Genomic DNA, 17,377 nt, shown 5'->3' on the forward strand with positions numbered 1-17,377 from the left:
GAAATAAATTTGATAAACTAAAATCAACAACCATGAAAAATCTAATTCAAACAGAATCTATTGGCTCAATTGGCACAGCCGAAAACACCAAAAAAACTGAATACAAAACCATCTCCTTCCTCACCCCAAAAGATATTTTGGTGCAGGTGATGCTCACTACCGTTTGCTACCAACAATATCCTGCGACACTGATGAGGGGTTAAATTTCCGCAGGCATCGGCAGTTATGATCATATGGAAGCAGGCATCAAAAAAACGAAAACATTTGGAGAATTTGATGATGATAATAATTTGGAAATCAAAAAATGTACTTCGGTAACCATTCGGTTAATATACGAGAACGGTTATGGTTCTGCGATCATCAATATTTATCAGAAATCGCCCCAACTCAGAATGATAACGAGGTAAACAGTGCCGCTTGTATTTGAGCGGCTTTGTTTATATTAATTTTCGTTAATAAAATTCCTCCATTTTCATTTTTCACAAAAAAACCGTAATTTCGCGCAGAAAGTAAAGATGTCTATTCACAACAAAATCGTAGAAACTGCCATCACTTTCGATGACGTTCTCTTAATCCCTTCTTACTCAGAAGTTTTACCCAATCAGGTTTCCCTAAAATCACGGCTTTCCGATAAAATTACGCTCAATGTTCCCATTGTTTCCGCAGCGATGGATACGGTGACAGAAGCTGAAATGGCGATTGCTTTGGCAAGAGTTGGCGGAATTGGTTTCATCCACAAAAATATGCCGATTGCAGAACAGGCATCACAAGTTTACCGAGTGAAACGCTCCGAAAACGGAATGATTTCCGACCCTGTAACTTTGTCTAAAGACCACACTTTACGGGAAGCAAAAGAGTTGATGGCAAATTTCAAAATTTCCGGACTTCCCGTTGTGGACGAAGAAAATAAATTGATTGGAATCATCACAAACCGAGACGTAAAATATCAGGAAAACCTCGATGCAAAGGTGGAAGAACTGATGACGAAAGACAAACTCATCACTTCCGATAAAAATACAAATCTCGAGCAGGCCAAGAAAATTCTCCTTGAAAACCGGGTTGAAAAACTTCCGATTGTGGATGAAAATTTCAAACTCGTCGGTTTGATTACTATTAAAGATATCGATAATCAGTTAGAATATCCAAACGCGAACAAAGACAAAAACGGCAGATTAATCGTAGGAGCCGGAGTTGGAGTTGGCGAAGATACGATTGACCGAGTTTCCGCATTGGTAAAAGCGGGAGTTGATATTATCGCAGTAGATTCTGCTCACGGACATTCGAAAGGCGTTTTAGATAAAATTTCAGAAATCAGAAAAAATTTCCCGGAATTGGATATTGTTGGTGGAAACATCGTAACAGCCGATGCTGCGAAAGATTTAATTGAAGCCGGTGCCAATGTTTTGAAAGTGGGAGTTGGTCCCGGTTCAATCTGTACAACAAGAGTGATTGCAGGAGTCGGAGTTCCACAACTTTCCGCGATTTACAATGTTTTTGAATATGCTAAAACTAAAAATATTGCCGTAATCGCCGATGGTGGAATTAAACTTTCAGGCGATATTGTGAAAGCGATTGCTTCCGGAGCCAATGCTGTGATGTTGGGTTCACTTTTAGCAGGAACAGACGAAGCTCCTGGTGAAGAAATTATTTTTCAGGGAAGAAAATTCAAGGCCTATCAAGGAATGGGAAGTTTGTCTGCAATGAGACGTGGCGGAAAAGAAAGATATTTCCAAAGTGAGGCGAAAAAATTTGTTCCCGAAGGAATTGAAGGCAGAGTTCCCCACAAAGGAAAATTAGAAGACGTGGTTTTTCAGTTAACCGGCGGAATTCGTGCAGGAATGGGCTATTGCGGAACTAAAGACATCGAAACTTTACAACACGACGGCAAAATGGTAATCATTACCGGTAGCGGTTTGAAAGAATCTCATCCACACGACGTAATTATTACACAGGAAGCGCCGAATTATTCGTTGTAAAAAATTAAGAAATTAAGAAATTAGAAGGATTAAGAAATTAGAATTCTAAAATTAAAAATTCCAATCACATTTTTTTGTGGTTGGAATTTTTTTGGATTAGTTATCAAATAATCTTTAAATTTACTTTCAAATTAAATTCAAATTGAAATCTTTTTTCCTCACTTCCTTGTTTTTCCTTTTTTTAAGTTGTGACATTATGCCAATAAATTACCCTGTTTATGGCTCTACTCCATCATCTTCAGGAAGTTCTGCAAGTGAAAGCCGTGAGTTTTCCGAGTTATGGGAAAAAGACCAACTCAACAAAAAACGGGAAACCGCAGAAGTCCTCACCTATCTTTTAAACGATACCGACCCGAAAGATAAATTTACCGGAGCCGTTATTACCAACGAATCAAGCTGTAATATTATCGTAAGATTAGTCGCGATAAAAGGAGAACAGATTTATAATCTTCCTGTACAAAGAAACAGTAAAAATCAGTTCAAAATTCTTAAAGGAAGTTACACCTTGAAATCAAAAATCTGCAACGCCAATTATTATACTCAAAAAGTGATTTCAGACCCGCTGATTCTGAAACTTGGCGTGAATTAAACCTGCTTTTCTTTGATAAATTTTTATCTTTGTCCGCTGAAATTCACAACGAAACAAGTGCTGATAAAACTCATACGTTTAAATTTTAAAGTGAATTTTAAATAGGATAATTTTGTCCTATTAAAACAAGTGAAAAAATTATTAGTAATTAAATAGAAAATTAATGAGAAAATTAGTATCAATTCTGGCTGTAGGTTTACTCACGCTTCAGGCTTGTAAGCAGAATCCGAGCGAAACTTCAACTTCAAATCCCGCAATCGACATGAAAGTGAGCGGCGAAACGGAAAATCAAAAAGTAACTCCACCACCAACGGTTCCTGCTCCGGTTGGAGACAGAGCCGCAAAAAAAGTGGTTGTTCATTTGGAGGCTACCGAAATTGAAGGCGAACTTGCAGACGGCGTAACGTACAAATTTTGGACGTTCAACAATACCGTTCCCGGAACTTTCATCAGAGTTCGAGTTGGTGACGAGGTGGAACTTCACCTGAAAAATGCGTCAAACAGCGTAATGCCGCACAATATCGACCTTCATGCTGTGAACGGTCCCGGTGGTGGTGCAGAAGCGACAAATGTTGCTCCGGGAAAAGAAGCGATTTTTAATTTTAAGGCTTTAAATCCGGGACTTTACGTGTATCACTGTGCTGCAGCGCCGGTTCCATTGCACATTGCAAACGGAATGTACGGTTTAATTTTGGTGGAGCCGGAAGGTGGATTGCCAAAAGTTGACCGCGAATATTACATCATGCAAGGTGAATTCTACACGAAAGGAAAAACCGATGAAAAAGGTTTACAGGAATTCGACCAAGACAAAGGTGTGGATGAAAACCCAACTTACGTAGTGTTTAACGGGAAGAAAAATGCTTTGATGGGCAAAAATGAACTGACAGCAAAAGTTGGTGAAACCGTACGTCTTTTCGTAGGAAACGGTGGGCCAAACTTGGCGTCTTCATTCCACGTAATTGGTGAAATTTTCGACAAAGTATATATCGAAGGTGGCAGCAAAATCAATGAAAATGTACAGACGACTTTGATTCCTGCAGGTGGTGCCGCAATGGTAGAATTTAAAGTAGAAGAACCGGGCGAATATATTTTGGTGGACCACTCTATTTTCCGTGCATTCAACAAAGGTGCGATTGGAAAATTGAAGGTAACCGGCGAGAAAAATCCGAAGGTTTACAATAAAGTACAGTAATAGTTTTTTTTCAATTTGTGTTTTTAAAGATTCCGTGATGATTAAATTTCCTTATCTAATTTTGATTTTCTGCGGAATTTTTTTTATTTCCTGCAACGAAAGTTCGGGCAAAGTTTCCGAAGATTTTAAGGTTGAAAATCACCAAGAAACCGCCATCAAACCCAATGTGAAAATGGTTTCCATTAAAGGTGGAAAATACCAACCTTTCTACGGAAAACAAGACAGTTTGATTTTGGTGAAAGATTTTGAAATTGATGAAAGACCTGTAACCAACGCAGAATTTCTTGATTTCGTAAAGAAAAACCCGAAATGGAAACGAAGCAATGTGAAAGCCGTTTTCGCCGATTCCACCTACTTAAAAAATTGGAAAAACGACGAAACTTTGGCGGATGACATGAATCCGAACGCGCCTGTAACTTACGTTTCGTGGTTTGCAGCGAAAGCCTACGCAAAAAGTGCAGGAAAACGCCTTCCAACCATCGATGAATGGGAATTTGTAGGAATGGCAGATGAAACTTCGCCCAATGCAAGAAAAAAACCGTCTTATTCTTCGGATATTATTAAACAGTACGAAGTAAAATTCAAGGAAAAAAATCCGGTGATGCAGTCGAAACCCAATTATTACGGCGTTTACAACATGTTCGATTCGGTTTGGGAATGGACGGGAGATTTCAATTCCGTACTCACCACCAACGATTCCCGAACTGCGGAATACGACGACAAGGGAATTTTCTGCGCAAGTGCAGCAACCACTTCCACCGATATTTTGAATTATGCATCTTTTATGAGATACGCTTTCCGACAGAGTTTGAAAGCGAATTATACCGTTGCCAATCTTGGTTTTAGGTGTGCGAAGTGATGCTGAATACAAAATATGTTTTGCGATTTGAAATAATGAATGGGTCTATTGAGATTTCTCGCTTCGCTCGAAATGACATTTCAGTTTGTTTTTGTATTAAGCGATTTTGCGGAGCTGCGGCGACGCCGCAGCTCCGCAAAATCGCTTTCTAACTGTATAATAGAACTGGTCATTCCGAACGAAGTGAGGAATCTCTGAAAATCATTTAAAAAAATCTTCAATTAAAATTATGAAACATTTCCTATTTGTAATACTCTCTTTATTCATAGTAATTTCCTGCAAAAAAGAAGAACAAACTCCAACCGCAAAAAAAACAACCGATTCTATTTTCTACCTCGATTCTCAATGGAAAAATCAGGATGGAAAAACCATTCAACTGAAAGATTTAAAGGGAAAAAACTTGGCAATTGTGATGATTTTCACGAGTTGCAAAACTTCCTGTCCGCTTTTGGTAGCCGATATGAAGAAGGTTTACGATAAATTGGACAAAAATAAAATCAAGGATACCAATCTCGTCCTCATCTCGATTGACCCTGCAAATGACACTCCCGAAGTTTTGAAAAAATTTGCCGAAGAACGAAAAATGTACGGCGAACCGTGGACTTTTTTGGTGAGCGACGACGAATCCATCCGTGAATTTGCCAATGTTCTTGCCGTGAAATACAAGCAAATTTCCCCGATTGAATTTTCACATTCCAACCTCATTTCAATTTTCAACAAAAATGGCGAAATGGTGAATCAGCAAGAAGGAGCGGGCGTAAATTCTGAATCGGTTGCGAAAATTTTGAATGAATTGAAGTAACTTAAAACGGCTTAAAAACCTTTAAAAAATAAATGCCACGAATGCACGAATAATTCAATTTGAGCTTTCGTGGCATTATTTTTTGGGATTCCTTCATGTGTTCCTTCTACAAAAAAATCTGTGCAAATCTGTGTAAATCTGTGAGAGTAAAAGCGCACGGATTTACACAGATTTACACAGATTATTAAAAATATTTCTGTGCAAAGAATTGATGTTTAATATCTTAATCCCTGTTTTTTATTCATTAAGTTTATCTTTAAAATCCTCAATCCGCCAATCTTTCCCCACCCCTAATTGAACTTTCCCACATGAAATATCTCGATGCAAAACTGAAAAAAACCCGAAAGCCTGTTCTGCTTTGGGTTTATAACGGGGATGAACTGTAAATGATTTTGGTACATCATCCTCATTCGCTCCTTACTCAATTACTTGATAAATTTAAGTTATTCAGGAATCCAAACACTCACATTTCCTGCAGGACAAGCAAAATTTCCCCAACCGTTTTCGTCGATGGTCACTTTATGCCCGAATCTTCCCAATAAGTCGTAAAAGTTTTGTCCCGCATATGCAATTCCCATTTCCATAGGTTTTTCGTATTGGTCTTTGTTGCTTAAAACAACGGCACAACCTTTATGTTCTCCGTCGCCTTCCCTTGTCCAACCAAGACAGTGTGCATCTTCAAAATAATCTCTTTGCAAACCGTAAGCATTTTCTTTCCTTGCTTTTAAAAGTTGCTCGATTCCATCAACTTTATTTAAAAATATTTCCTGATCGTTGCCTTCTTTGTCTTTATCGACATAATGTGCACCGAACAAATCGGGATAAAAAACGCAAGGATAACCATTTTCTCTCAACAAAATCAAAGCATAAGCGATTGGCTTAAACCATTCTTCAACAGGTGCTTCCAATTGTTGCAAAGGTTGCGTATCGTGATTATCCACCACGGTTACAGAATGTGCGGGATCGGCTAAAGTTAAAGTTTCATCGAAGATTCTCCTTAAATCGTAATTTCCGCCTTCTTTAGAAGCGACATGAAAATTTTGTTGAAGGGAAGAATCGAAAAGCGACATCGAACCATCGGTTGCATCAATATATTTCTGTAAAAGATTTAATTGTCCCGGAGCCCAATATTCACCCACCGCAAAAATATCTTTGCCCGAATTGGAGCGTAAAAGTTGAAGCCATTCCTTATAAAATTCGGGTGATTGATGTTTGACTGCATCCAAACGAACGCCGTCAAAATCAATTTGTTCGAAATACCATTTTCCCCAATAATTCAGTTCTTCGCGCACGAAAGGATTTCGGTGTTCAATGTCGTTGTACATCAAATAATCGTAATTTCCTTTTTCGGATCCAATCATTTCTTCCCAACCGTCGCCGTGATCATGGATGATTTGGTAAATTCCACCATCTTGTCCTTCCGCAAAATCGACTCCCGAAAAACAGGTGAAATCCCATTTAAAATCCGAATATTTGTCGCCTCTTCCGGGAAAGGTGAATTTTGTAAAACTTTCGATTTCGAACGCATCTGAAATGTTTTTTTGCCGGTTGTTTTCATCCACTTTTATGGCATTGAAACGTTCTTTTTCATCGCCTCCTGCTTTGTGATTGAGGACGATATCTGCAACAACACGGATTCCTTTTTCTTTCAAAGTTTTTGTCGCGTCAAGATATTGCTCCTTTGTTCCATATTTTGTGGGAACCGTTCCTTTCTGATCAAACTCACCCAAATCAAACAAATCGTAAGGATCGTAACCGACCGAATAACCGCCACCTGCACCTTTATAAGCGGGCGGAAACCAAACCGAGGAAATTCCCAGTTCATTTAAATAATCCGCCGAGTTTTTGATCTGATCATATAACTGTCCATTTCCGTCTGAATACCAATGGAAAAACTGAATCATTGTGCCGTTCATAATTTTTGTTTTTTGATTTGCGAGTATTTAGCAAAAATTTGTCCAAAGTTTTTTTAAAGGACGCAGTTTGGCGGAGAGTGTTATGATATTTGCATCATAAAATAAATGATTAAATATGGCAGCAAACTTCACAATCAGCAAAATTTTTCGAGATGGAATAATAATTTTTCCAAATAAAGTTTATGTTTTAGCATCAGAAAAACAGGAGAAAATGATTAAGAAAATATTGAACAAGAAGCCTTTAGGAAAATTTTCTTTCCAAATATGGAGAGATGATTTTAAAGTTGAAAAAGGTGGCGAAAGAATTCTTTTCCTCTTAATTTTTACTTCAGCAATTTTGCAAATGCAGTATGAAAAAGAAAGTTTCGGAAAACAGGAAAAGAAACTGTTTCGTGATTTTTTTAAAGATGAAACGAAATATTCTGTGGTTTTAAATGACAACATTGACCAATTTTACAAAGATTTTATCATTGATAAACTTCCCAATATTTATGCTAAAAATGATTATCAAAGGGAAATTGTTAAAACTTATGAAAGATGTTATGAATTTTGCAAAACCAATGATAACTTTCTGAAGGGATTGAGTTGGATTGATCGTATTTGGTTAAATTATTTTGTAAAAACCATTTGAAAATTTGTTAATTTTGAGAAAATTAAAATTATGAATGAAGAACTTTTAAATCTTTATGAACAACAAATGCAGAATTTGCAGAAAGTTTCTGTTAATAGGGAGCTTTACGATGGACCACATTTAGCATTTGCATTTGATGACTACATAAATGCTTCTACCAAAATACTTTTTGTTGGTCAAGAAGCAAATGGTTGGATTGGTTATATTTCGCACAATGTTAAAGAATTAATTGATAAATATAAATCTTTCAAACTTTGTGATAAAGGTGGTAAAAGTTATACTGCGTTTTGGGAATATCTTTATGATTTTAAAAATAATTTATTAAAAAGTGGAAACAATAAAGATTTTATGTGGTTAAATGTTTCCAAATTTTGTGTTGCGGAAACAGGAGGTACAATTAATGATGATGATGATTTCTATGTTTTAAACGAAAATTTTAATGTATTAAGTGATGAAATTAAAATTCTCCAGCCAGAAATTGTAATTTTTTTTACGGGCGCTAATTGGGATTTTGCAATTAACCACCTTTTACATAATACAGTAAAATTTAAAAATTTAAATAACGAAACAAGTTTGAAAGAAATTGCAAAACTGTCTTCTCCGTTTTTACCTTTACATAGTTACAGACTGCAACATCCTAGATATTTAAGGAAAAGTAAAAAGTGGTCAAATGTTGAATTGGTTTTAGAAAATATTAGATCGGCTCGAAATAACAAATGAAAATCCTCTTCCTTTCCGACACGCATTCCCAACATCGCAAACTGAAAGATTTGCCAAAAGCAGACCTCATCATGCACAGCGGCGATATTTCCAAAATGGGAAGAGATTACCAAGTGGAGGATTTTATTCGGTGGTTTTCCGGATTAGATTATCGTTACAAAATTTTCGTTGCAGGAAACCACGATTTCTTTTTTGAAGGAGAAACGCCGAAAAGCATCCAAAGATTTCTAAATGAAAATACCTTTTACCTCTATAATTCTTCCGTAGAAATTGACGGCATAAAAATTTGGGGATCACCTTATACACCGACGTTTTTTAATTGGGCATTCAACCTTGATCGTGGAAAAGTCATTGCTAAAATTTGGAAACAGATTCCTACCGATACAGATATTTTGGTTACTCATGGTCCGCCTTTCGGAATTTTGGATAAAACTATTTCGGGCTTAAATGTAGGTTGCCAAGAACTTTTGAAAAAAGTAAATCAAATAAAACCTAAATATCACCTTTTCGGGCATATTCACGAAAATTATGGAATTCAGCGGAATGAATTCACCACATTTATGAACGGCAGTGTTTTGAATGAGCGTTATGAAATGGTGAATGAAGTGATCGTTTTTGAATTTAAGAAAAATCAAAATGGGATAAATCTTTATCTCGATGATGTGAGAGAAACTCCCGACAATTTTGTGCGAGTTTACAACTATGAAGAATTTGTGCAATTCATCAACGAAAACAGCGTTCCCGATTTCATCAGTTTCGATCATGATTTGGGCGAAGGAAAAACGGGTTTCGACTGCGCGAAATTTTTGGTGAAGTATTGTTTGGACAACGGAATTTCTAAAATCAATTTTGTAGTTCACAGCCAAAATCCTGTGGGAAAGGAGAATATTGAAAAACTGTTGGAGAATTTTAATATATGTAGCTGATTATTCTAACTTTTGACTTAGCCTGTCAAAGTTTTGAATATCGACAAGGTTAAATCCAACTTCGCCAAAGTTCCAAACTTTGGCGAAGTTTTTATTAAACCGCCATAATTTGTCGTTTAACTTTCTTACATTTGCCAAAACAAAATCAAACTATCTCAAACAAATTCCAACCAAATCAAACCAAAAATCCCATGGCAAAAAACGAACAAATCCTCCGCTTAAAATTCATTGAAACGCTTTTGCGAAACCGCAAAGAAAAAGGCGCTTCCTACGAAGAAATCGAGGAATATCTTGAATACCACTTCGCAGGAAAAGACTTGGAACAGGAACTGAAATTTAGCAAAAAAACATTCGAGCGCGACAAAAAAGCCATCGCCGAAATCATGGGATTCGAGATTTCCTATTCCCGAAAAAACAACGTGTACTACATCAGCGGAGAAGAATTGGAAAACAATTCCGACAGTGTTTTTGATAATTTGCTTTTAGTTCAGGCGTATCGCGAAACGAAAGACAAAACCGACATCATGTTTTTCGAGCAGAGAAAATCGAGGGGCTTGCAAAATCTTCATGGTTTGGTTCATGCGATTATCAACAAAAAATTGATTTCGTTGGACTATAGAAGTTTTTCTCAGGAAGAAGAAAACAGACTTGTTTTGGAACCTTATGCGCTGAAAGAATTCAAATACAGATGGTATCTTTTGGCAAATGTTTTCCAAAATGGCGAGTTGAAACTAAAATCTTACGGACTCGACCGAATCTCGAATTTAGAAATAAAAAACTCCACCTTTAAAAGAAAGAAAGTCGATATCGGCGCAGAATATGAAAATCTTTTTGGTATTATTTCAAAAAATGAACATGCTTTGGAAAAGGTGATATTGAGTTTCGACGCGCATCAAGGTCAGTACATCAAATCTTTGCCGCTTCACCACTCGCAGGAAACTTTGATTGATAACGGCGAAGAATTCCGAATCCAACTCCATCTTTATCCAACGTATGATCTCAAACAGGAAATCCTTTCTTATGGAAACCGTGTAAAAGTTATTGCTCCCGTAAGTTTTCGGAACGAAATTAAGAGCGAGATATCAGAAATGCTTTCGTATTATTCATAGACAAATGAGCCGATTAATTTTCGTAATCGGCTCATTATTATTTGACCAAACACATTTCATGAACTAACCATGAACTATCGATGAAGCATCCACGAATCAAGCAAGACTCATTCATCACTCATATTCAAAATCGGGAAAATTAATTTTCAGCTGCACCGAAACCAATTTCGTTTCCATCGTATTTAAATTCGACAACGACAATCCCAGCAAACGAACAGGTTTGTCAAAAGGTCTCAATTCCCACAATTTTTGTGAAGTCTCAAAAAAATCCTGTGCGTTTTCGTAATACACTTCCTGCGTTTTGCTTCGGGTAAAAACGCTGAAATCTTTATATTTTATTTTCAGCGTTAAAGATTTTCCCTTGATTTCCTTTTTGTTAAGGCGACTTTCTAAATCTTCGCTGATGATTTTCAGTTGTTTAAAAACGGCTTCTTCATCCAACAAATTTTCCCAATAGGTTTCCTCAACTCCCACACTTTTTTGGATGCGGAAAGGTTTCACCTCGCTTTTGTGAATGCCGCGAACGACGTTGTAATAATAGATTCCCGATTTTCCAAACAATCCCGTAAGCTGTTCCAAAGATTTTGATTTCAAATCGCTTCCTTTAAAAATATGGAGTTCATGCATTTTATTTGCCGTCACTTTCCCGATTCCGAAGAATTTTTCGATGGGAAGTTCCTCCATGAATTCTATGATTTGGGAAGGATGGATGGTTTTTTGTCCGTTTGGTTTGTTGTAATCGGAAGCGACCTTCGCTAAAAATTTATTGATGGAAATTCCCGCAGAAGCAGTCAATCCTGTTTCGTCAAAAATTCGTTTACGGATTTCCCGAGCAATTTCGTTGGCGGATTCCATTTCTTTTTTGTTTTCAGTTACATCGAGGTAGGCTTCATCTAAAGAAAGCGGCTCCACCAAATCGGTATATTCGTAGAAAATATTTCGGATTTGTTGGGAGATTTCTTTGTATCGTTGAAATCTCGGTTTTACGACGATTAAATGCGGGCATTTTTCCATCGCCATTCTTCCCGGCATTGCAGAACGGATTCCAAATTTTCTCGCTTCATAACTTGCTGCTGCAACCACGCCATATTTTCCGCCACCTACACAAACAGGTTTCCCACGCAGTTCGGGATTGTCGTGCTGTTCCACGGAAGCGTAGAAAGCATCCATATCGACGTGTATGATTTTGCGGTGTTGCATGCAACAAAATTAGAGAATTGACTAATAAACTAAAAACTTATGTTTTTAATGATGAAGAATTTATAAGAAAATGGTTTTGGATAATAATATGTAAAGACGCTTCCCTTCGGTAAGCTCAGGATAAACTTCACCTCAACGTGACAAAATTTTGCATATTTGAAAATACTTTCAAATCTAAAAATTTTCGTAAAAAAAAGACGCGATCTTCCCTCGCGTCTTCTGGAAAAATTTTTTGCTTTCCCAATAAAATGGGCGCTAAAACTTTAAAAATTTATGTAAAAAATTTGATTGTCAAAGAAAAACTGATGATTCTGCTGTTGAATTTTTGCAAATCCGGTTGCTGAATCATCAGTTAAAGTTTTCACTTTTTGTTTTCACATCAAGTACCGATTTTTAAAAATTTAATTTAAAAAACTTCTCCTTTCGGTTCTGCTTCTTCATTTCTGCAAATCAGTAAACACTTTTCAGTTTCAACGTAATTTCTGTTTCCTGTTTTTTCTTTTTTCAAATCTGTGATTTCCATTTTGCAATTTCCATCCTTTTTCTGAATTGGTTTAAAAACTTCTGTTTCGGTCAAAGTTCCAACTTTTAAATCGTCGCTTTGAGGTTTCGTTCTTCCATTTCACCTTACGGTTTCCATTTTAAAACGGCTTTTCAAAGTTTTGATACTTTAAGTCTTTTGCGCTAATCTGAAACTTCATTTCACTTTCGGGATTTTTATTTCTTGGCTTCTTCCTTACGGTTTCCAGTCAATCTTAAAATCTTTTGAAGTTCAATTTTGTATTCAGTTAACTTGAGTTTTAAATTTTTAACCTTTCGGTTTAGATTTTTTTACTCTGCAAGTTTGACTTGATTGTTGATGTAAAGATGAACAGATCGAATCAAAAATGCAAATAAAAACAATTGTTTTTATCAACTGATTTTCAAGAAGTTATTGAGAGAAAATTGTGGATAACGTTTCCTTTATTAAAAGGTAAATTGGAGTTTATCCACATTCTAACATTTTTTGGACAAAGATATTATCAACAAAATATTCTGATTATCAGTTTTTTAATAGAAATTTTTATCCTGAATAATTCTTCACCAAACCTTTCACCACTTTAATCACGTTCGGCATTGCCTTATTTGCGGCTTCCAAAACTTCTTCATGCGAAACGGCAAATGCAATGTCCGGTCCACCAACATCGGTGATGATGGAAATTCCGAAACAGTCCATCCCTTGATGTTTTGCAACGATGACTTCGGGAACGGTGCTCATTCCAACCGCGTCGCCGCCAATTGCGCGAATCATTCCGTATTCAGCGGGAGTTTCAAAAGTTGGTCCTTGCAAAGCAACGTAACAACCTTTATGAACGGGAATATTGTTTTCTTTGGCAAAATTTTCTGCGACTTGCAACATTTTTTTGTTGTAAGGCTCGCTCATATCTACGAATCTCGGTCCGAGTTCGTCCAAATTTTTTCCACGAAGCGGATGTTCAGGCATCATATTAATGTGGTCATTAATCAACATAATATCTGCAACGCGAAAATTAGGATTCACTCCACCGGAAGCATTAGAAACAATCAGATTTTTAATTCCAAGAAGATGAAAAACACGGAAAGGAAAAACAACGGTTTTAATGTCGTGACCTTCATAATAATGAAATCTGCCGCTCATCATCAAGACTTTTTTGCCCTCTAAAATTCCATAAATTAATTTGCCGCCATGTCCAACAACGGTAGTTTGTGGAAAGTTTGGGATGTCTTGATATTCCAACACATGAATGGGTTCAACCTCTTTTTGAAGTTTTCCCAGACCGGAACCCAAAACAATAGCAAAATCGGGAGTTTCCTTGATGATATTTTTGATGAAATGGGCGGTTTCCTTAATTTTTTCTAACATAATCTAAAATGATTTGGTTGAATTCTTCTTTTTTGTCGATGTTTACATTGATTGGCCAATAATAAACAAGGTCTCGAAGATAATCAAATGTCTTTAAACGAACGTAATCTTTTTCAGTGGTTAAAATCAATTTGTACTCCCCAAGTTTTTTATATTCAGCCAAAATATTCTTGATGTCCTGATCGCTGAAATTGTGATGATCCTTAAATTTTAAATGCTTAACTCTTTGCGAAAATCTTGACAAATGATTGAGAAGTGGTTTCGGATTTGCGATTCCGGTGATTAAAAGAATGTCGTAATAACTTAAATTGTTATCCGGCAAAAATTTGTCGTGTGCATAAATGTTTTCGTCATAACCGATGCTTGAAAAAAACACTTTTTGGTTGTGTTGAGGTTTAATTCTCGAAATATAGTATTGCTTTTTTTCTTCCGTCAAATCATCGGGACATTTTGAAACCATCACAATTTGCGCTCTTTTTGAACCTCTTCTTCCTTCCCGTAAATCACCTGCAGGAAGTAAAAAATCTTTAAAATAAGGGTCGTTGTAATCCGTCATCAAAATATTGAATCCGGGATTGATGGCTCTGTGTTGATAGGCGTCATCCAAAATCAAGACATCCAAATCCATATCGTCGATAATCTTTTTCGCACCGGGAACTCGTTCTTCCGAAACACCGATCACGAAACGATTTTTGAATCTTTCAAACAACTGCATTGCTTCATCTCCAACTGTTTTGTAATTGCTGTCGTAATTGGTAATTCCGTAACCTTTGGTCAATCTTCCGTACCCTCTTGAAAGTACGCCCGTTCTGTAATGTTTCGACAAAAGATCCGCCAAATACATCACCATCGGTGATTTACCGCTTCCGCCAACAGAAAGATTTCCGACGTTGATGATCGGAGTTTTAAATTGAGTTGATTTAAAAATTCCCAGGTTATAAAACAAGTTACGGATGCCCGTTACCAAATGATAAACAAGGGAAAAAGGGTAGAGATACCATCTTTTCATGTGAAGATGTTTATTTTTTATGGACACATGAAACCTTACGATTTCATAGCCGGCAAAATTACGATTTTTTGAGGGGAAAATAAAATGGAGAAAGTTCAATTTATCCACAATTCCTATCAAATCAAATTGCTATAATGTCATAATATTTCCGCGCTGAACTCTTTATTTTTAAACAATTTGTTTAAATTTGCTTGAACTAGAAAGAAAACTCATGAGCAAGAAAAATGTAGCCGTTGTAATGGGCGGTTATTCCGATGAATACAAAGTTTCTCTGAAAAGCGGACAATTAATTTACGATTCCCTCGACCGCGATTTGTACAATGTGTATAAAGTGGTGATTCTGAAGGATGAATGGTATTTTTTGGATGACCGCGAACAGAAAAGTCCGATCAACAAAGCGGATTTTTCGGTGAATTTAGATAGCGGTTTTACAGTGAAATTCGATGTGTGTTTTAACATCATCCACGGAAAACCGGGTGAAAATGGTGAACTTCAGGCGTATTGGGACACCATCGGACAAAAATATACTGGTTGCGATTTCTATCAAAGCGCATTGACTTTTAATAAAAAAGACACGCTCGCTGTTCTTTCGAAATACGGAATACCTTCTGCGAAAAGCATTTACTTGAGAAACGGACAAGAAATTAATGAAGATAAAATAGTAGCAGAACTCGGATTGCCACTTTTTGTAAAGCCCAATCAGAGCGGTTCATCATTAGGAATTTCCAAAGTGAAGGAACAATCCGAACTCAAAAAAGCATTGGATTTTGCTTTTGCAGAGGATGATGAAATTTTAATTGAAAGTTTCCTCAACGGAATGGAGGTTTCGGTCGGAGTTGTGGATTTTGCCGGAGAAACCATTGTTCTGGGAATAACTGAAATTGTTCCCCACAAAGAATTTTTCGATTACGAAGCAAAATATGAAGGCGCTTCCGAAGAAATTACGCCGGCAAGAATCGATGACGAAACCCGAATTAAAGTCGAGGAAATTGCAAAAAGAGCTTATGATTCTTTGGGAATGAGCGGTTTTTCAAGAAGTGAATACATCATCATGAACGGAACTCCCTACATGCTCGAAATGAATACCAATCCGGGATTTTCACCCGCCTCAATTCTTCCTCAACAGGCAAAACATTACGGAATTTCTATCCAAGATCTTTGCGGAAATGAGGTTGAAAAGGCTTTAGCAAAATAAATAATAATTAATTTGAGATAAGGGATAGAAAATCTCAAATCTCAAATCTCAAAATCTCAAATCTAATTCATGAGAATTGCAGTTTTCCCGGGTTCTTTCGACCCAATCACGCTTGGTCATTTCGATATCGTTGAAAGGGCGTATCCGCTTTTTGATAAAATCATTATCGCCATTGGTCAGAATTCGCAGAAGAAATACATGTTTTCTTTGGAACAGCGAATGGATTTCATCAAAAGAACTTTCAAAGATTTCCCCAATATTGAAGTGGATCATTTTGAAGGTTTGACTATTGATTATTGCCGCAGCAAAAACGTCAACTTTATTCTTCGCGGACTTCGAAATCCGGCCGATTTTGAATTTGAAAAAGCCATCGCACAAACCAACCGTGAACTTACGCAGGAAAATAAAGTGGAAACCATCTTTCTATTAACTTCCGCAGGAAAATCATTTATCAGCAGCAGTATTGTTCGGGAAATTATTACGTTTAATGGAAATTATGAATTGTTGGTTCCGGAAGCGGTAAGAGTTCCTAAACAATGATGTACTGTAGGGAAAAATCGTGAACCCTAACGCAGTGGTTCGACGTAGTCAATTGTCCAAAATTCGCAGAATTTTTATTATCCAACGAAATAAAAATCCAACAAAGTCAAATCATAACAAACAAAATTTAGAAAATTTTGCAATTACACGAAAACTTCAACCTCGCCATCGAAATTTTGGGAACCATCGCTTTTGCCATGTCGGGAAGTTTTGCGGCAATGCAGAAACGTTTCGACCCATTCGGAGTTTTGATTATTGCGTTTGTAACTTCTGTTGGTGGCGGAACGGTGCGTGATTTATTGTTGGGCGTTCCGGTTTTCTGGATGCACGATTTGGTAATTTGCTCAGTGATTTTTGTGACCTGTATTATTGCAATGGTTTTTAAATCTTTAGAGAAAAAATTTCGGGTGACACTATTTCTGTTCGACAGTTTTGGATTGGGGTTGTTCACGATTGTCGGAATTCAAAAAGGATTGAATGCAGATTTACATCCCATAATATGTGTGACTTTGGGAACTATTACGGGCTGTTTTGGAGGGATTATCCGTGATATTTTGTTGAACAGAATTCCTTTAATTTTAAGGAAAGAAATCTACGCAACTGCTTGTATTGTAGGCGGAAGTATATTTATGATGTTGGCAAAATTTACTACGCTGTCTTATACTTTCGTGCAAATTTCAACCATTTTATTGATTGTCCTCATTCGAACTTTAGCGGTAAAATACCATTGGCAAATGCCGAAGTTTTATGGAACGGACCAGAATTCGGAAATGTAGAAATAGATGGAAGCTGGTTGATGGAAGCCGGAACAAACAAAAAGTCCTGAAAAAA

The 17,377-nt window shown here is 36.8% G+C and carries 18 protein-coding genes and 1 pseudogene; 14 read left to right on the forward strand and 5 right to left on the reverse strand.

Annotation, left to right across the window (positions count from 1 at the left end):
• Nucleotides 1-32: 32 nt before the first annotated feature.
• The 7 genes and pseudogenes from J4771_RS11385 (at nucleotide 33) to J4771_RS11415 (ending at nucleotide 5,418) form a co-directional block, all read left to right on the forward strand.
• Nucleotides 33-203: a hypothetical protein gene (locus J4771_RS11385; RefSeq protein WP_224135119.1), complete on the forward strand. Its 171-nt coding sequence runs from the start codon at nucleotides 33-35 to the stop codon at nucleotides 201-203.
• 30 nt (nucleotides 204-233) lie between these two features.
• The gene (locus J4771_RS11390) at nucleotides 234-407 is read left to right on the forward strand and encodes a hypothetical protein (RefSeq protein ID WP_224135120.1); all 174 of its coding nucleotides are present in this window, start codon (nucleotides 234-236) and stop codon (nucleotides 405-407) included.
• 108 nt (nucleotides 408-515) lie between these two features.
• Nucleotides 516-1,976, forward strand: a complete 1,461-nt coding sequence (gene guaB, locus J4771_RS11395) for an IMP dehydrogenase (protein ID WP_224135121.1) — start codon at nucleotides 516-518, stop codon at nucleotides 1,974-1,976.
• A 196-nt stretch (nucleotides 1,977-2,172) separates the two neighbouring features.
• Nucleotides 2,173-2,565, forward strand: a complete 393-nt coding sequence (locus J4771_RS11400) for a DUF6759 domain-containing protein (RefSeq protein ID WP_224135122.1) — start codon at nucleotides 2,173-2,175, stop codon at nucleotides 2,563-2,565.
• Between the two features lie 163 nt (nucleotides 2,566-2,728).
• Nucleotides 2,729-3,745 (forward strand): annotated as a pseudogene (nirK, locus tag J4771_RS11405) (copper-containing nitrite reductase); the annotation flags it as partial.
• A 49-nt stretch (nucleotides 3,746-3,794) separates the two neighbouring features.
• Nucleotides 3,795-4,616, forward strand: a complete 822-nt coding sequence (locus J4771_RS11410) for a formylglycine-generating enzyme family protein (RefSeq protein ID WP_224135124.1) — start codon at nucleotides 3,795-3,797, stop codon at nucleotides 4,614-4,616.
• A gap of 229 nt (nucleotides 4,617-4,845) precedes the next feature.
• Complete coding sequence (locus tag J4771_RS11415) at nucleotides 4,846-5,418, forward strand: SCO family protein (protein WP_224135125.1); 573 nt, start codon at nucleotides 4,846-4,848, stop codon at nucleotides 5,416-5,418.
• A 443-nt stretch (nucleotides 5,419-5,861) separates the two neighbouring features.
• On the opposite strand, the gene J4771_RS11420 is transcribed toward J4771_RS11415, so the two are convergent.
• Nucleotides 5,862-7,334, reverse strand: coding sequence for an alpha-amylase (locus J4771_RS11420; protein ID WP_224135126.1), 1,473 nt, complete (start codon nucleotides 7,332-7,334; stop codon nucleotides 5,862-5,864).
• Nucleotides 7,335-7,545: 211 nt separating this feature from the next.
• Between J4771_RS11420 and J4771_RS11425 the strand changes: the two genes are divergently transcribed.
• The 4 genes from J4771_RS11425 to J4771_RS11445 all read left to right on the forward strand — a co-directional run bounded on the left by J4771_RS11425 (nucleotide 7,546) and on the right by J4771_RS11445 (nucleotide 10,720).
• Nucleotides 7,546-7,965, forward strand: a complete 420-nt coding sequence (locus J4771_RS11425) for a hypothetical protein (protein WP_224135127.1) — start codon at nucleotides 7,546-7,548, stop codon at nucleotides 7,963-7,965.
• A gap of 30 nt (nucleotides 7,966-7,995) precedes the next feature.
• The gene (locus J4771_RS11430; RefSeq protein WP_224135128.1) at nucleotides 7,996-8,685 is read left to right on the forward strand and encodes a hypothetical protein; all 690 of its coding nucleotides are present in this window, start codon (nucleotides 7,996-7,998) and stop codon (nucleotides 8,683-8,685) included.
• On the forward strand, nucleotides 8,682-9,611 hold the full coding sequence (locus J4771_RS13275) for a metallophosphatase domain-containing protein (protein ID WP_317196342.1): 930 nt from the start codon (nucleotides 8,682-8,684) through the stop codon (nucleotides 9,609-9,611). Before J4771_RS11430 ends, J4771_RS13275 begins: the two co-directional genes overlap by 4 nt.
• 191 nt (nucleotides 9,612-9,802) lie before the next feature.
• Complete coding sequence (locus tag J4771_RS11445) at nucleotides 9,803-10,720, forward strand: helix-turn-helix transcriptional regulator (protein ID WP_224135129.1); 918 nt, start codon at nucleotides 9,803-9,805, stop codon at nucleotides 10,718-10,720.
• A gap of 114 nt (nucleotides 10,721-10,834) precedes the next feature.
• On the opposite strand, the gene dinB is transcribed toward J4771_RS11445, so the two are convergent.
• The 4 genes from dinB to lpxK form a co-directional block, all read right to left on the reverse strand.
• Nucleotides 10,835-11,920 carry a DNA polymerase IV gene (dinB, locus tag J4771_RS11450; RefSeq protein ID WP_224135130.1) on the reverse strand — a complete coding sequence of 362 codons (1,086 nt, stop codon included), beginning with the start codon at nucleotides 11,918-11,920 and terminating at the stop codon, nucleotides 10,835-10,837.
• A gap of 406 nt (nucleotides 11,921-12,326) precedes the next feature.
• Entirely contained in the window at nucleotides 12,327-12,497 is a 171-nt protein-coding gene (locus J4771_RS11455; protein ID WP_224135131.1) for a hypothetical protein, read from the reverse strand.
• 486 nt (nucleotides 12,498-12,983) lie between these two features.
• The gene (locus tag J4771_RS11460) at nucleotides 12,984-13,802 is read right to left on the reverse strand and encodes a purine-nucleoside phosphorylase (RefSeq protein ID WP_224135132.1); all 819 of its coding nucleotides are present in this window, start codon (nucleotides 13,800-13,802) and stop codon (nucleotides 12,984-12,986) included.
• Nucleotides 13,786-14,811, reverse strand: a complete 1,026-nt coding sequence (gene lpxK, locus J4771_RS11465) for a tetraacyldisaccharide 4'-kinase (RefSeq protein ID WP_224135133.1) — start codon at nucleotides 14,809-14,811, stop codon at nucleotides 13,786-13,788. The genes J4771_RS11460 and lpxK overlap by 17 nt, the downstream gene beginning before the upstream one ends.
• 211 nt (nucleotides 14,812-15,022) lie before the next feature.
• Here lpxK and J4771_RS11470 point away from each other — a divergent pair, with 211 nt between their 5' ends.
• The 3 genes from J4771_RS11470 (at nucleotide 15,023) to J4771_RS11480 (ending at nucleotide 17,322) form a co-directional block, all read left to right on the forward strand.
• Entirely contained in the window at nucleotides 15,023-16,006 is a 984-nt protein-coding gene (locus J4771_RS11470) for a D-alanine--D-alanine ligase (protein ID WP_224135134.1), read from the forward strand.
• A 69-nt stretch (nucleotides 16,007-16,075) separates the two neighbouring features.
• Nucleotides 16,076-16,546 (forward strand): pantetheine-phosphate adenylyltransferase, encoded by a 471-nt coding sequence (coaD, locus tag J4771_RS11475; RefSeq protein ID WP_224135135.1) that lies wholly within the window; start codon nucleotides 16,076-16,078, stop codon nucleotides 16,544-16,546.
• A gap of 197 nt (nucleotides 16,547-16,743) precedes the next feature.
• The gene (locus J4771_RS11480) at nucleotides 16,744-17,322 is read left to right on the forward strand and encodes a trimeric intracellular cation channel family protein (protein WP_262900200.1); all 579 of its coding nucleotides are present in this window, start codon (nucleotides 16,744-16,746) and stop codon (nucleotides 17,320-17,322) included.
• Nucleotides 17,323-17,377 lie beyond the last annotated feature (55 nt).

Origin of the sequence: Candidatus Kaistella beijingensis (assembly GCF_020084865.1) — a bacterium.
Taxonomy (GTDB): Bacteria; Bacteroidota; Bacteroidia; order Flavobacteriales; family Weeksellaceae; genus Kaistella; species Kaistella beijingensis.

Bases quoted from the DNA above. Each gene is read 5' to 3' on its own strand.
- J4771_RS11425 (WP_224135127.1), top strand. From the start codon at position 7,546: ATGATTAAGAAAATATTGAACAAGAAGCCTTTAGGAAAATTTTCTTTC.
- J4771_RS11420 (WP_224135126.1), bottom strand. From the start codon at position 7,334: ATGAACGGCACAATGATTCAGTTTTTCCATTGGTATTCAGACGGAAAT.
- lpxK (WP_224135133.1), bottom strand. From the start codon at position 14,811: ATGAAAAGATGGTATCTCTACCCTTTTTCCCTTGTTTATCATTTGGTA.
- J4771_RS11400 (WP_224135122.1), top strand. From the start codon at position 2,173: ATGCCAATAAATTACCCTGTTTATGGCTCTACTCCATCATCTTCAGGA.
- J4771_RS11470 (WP_224135134.1), top strand. From the start codon at position 15,023: ATGAGCAAGAAAAATGTAGCCGTTGTAATGGGCGGTTATTCCGATGAA.
- J4771_RS11430 (WP_224135128.1), top strand. From the start codon at position 7,996: ATGAATGAAGAACTTTTAAATCTTTATGAACAACAAATGCAGAATTTG.
- J4771_RS11385 (WP_224135119.1), top strand. From the start codon at position 33: ATGAAAAATCTAATTCAAACAGAATCTATTGGCTCAATTGGCACAGCC.
- J4771_RS11415 (WP_224135125.1), top strand. From the start codon at position 4,846: ATGAAACATTTCCTATTTGTAATACTCTCTTTATTCATAGTAATTTCC.
- J4771_RS11445 (WP_224135129.1), top strand. From the start codon at position 9,803: ATGGCAAAAAACGAACAAATCCTCCGCTTAAAATTCATTGAAACGCTT.
- J4771_RS11390 (WP_224135120.1), top strand. From the start codon at position 234: ATGGAAGCAGGCATCAAAAAAACGAAAACATTTGGAGAATTTGATGAT.
- coaD (WP_224135135.1), top strand. From the start codon at position 16,076: ATGAGAATTGCAGTTTTCCCGGGTTCTTTCGACCCAATCACGCTTGGT.
- J4771_RS11410 (WP_224135124.1), top strand. From the start codon at position 3,795: ATGATTAAATTTCCTTATCTAATTTTGATTTTCTGCGGAATTTTTTTT.
- J4771_RS11480 (WP_262900200.1), top strand. From the start codon at position 16,744: ATGTCGGGAAGTTTTGCGGCAATGCAGAAACGTTTCGACCCATTCGGA.
- J4771_RS11460 (WP_224135132.1), bottom strand. From the start codon at position 13,802: ATGTTAGAAAAAATTAAGGAAACCGCCCATTTCATCAAAAATATCATC.
- guaB (WP_224135121.1), top strand. From the start codon at position 516: ATGTCTATTCACAACAAAATCGTAGAAACTGCCATCACTTTCGATGAC.
- dinB (WP_224135130.1), bottom strand. From the start codon at position 11,920: ATGCAACACCGCAAAATCATACACGTCGATATGGATGCTTTCTACGCT.
- J4771_RS13275 (WP_317196342.1), top strand. From the start codon at position 8,682: ATGAAAATCCTCTTCCTTTCCGACACGCATTCCCAACATCGCAAACTG.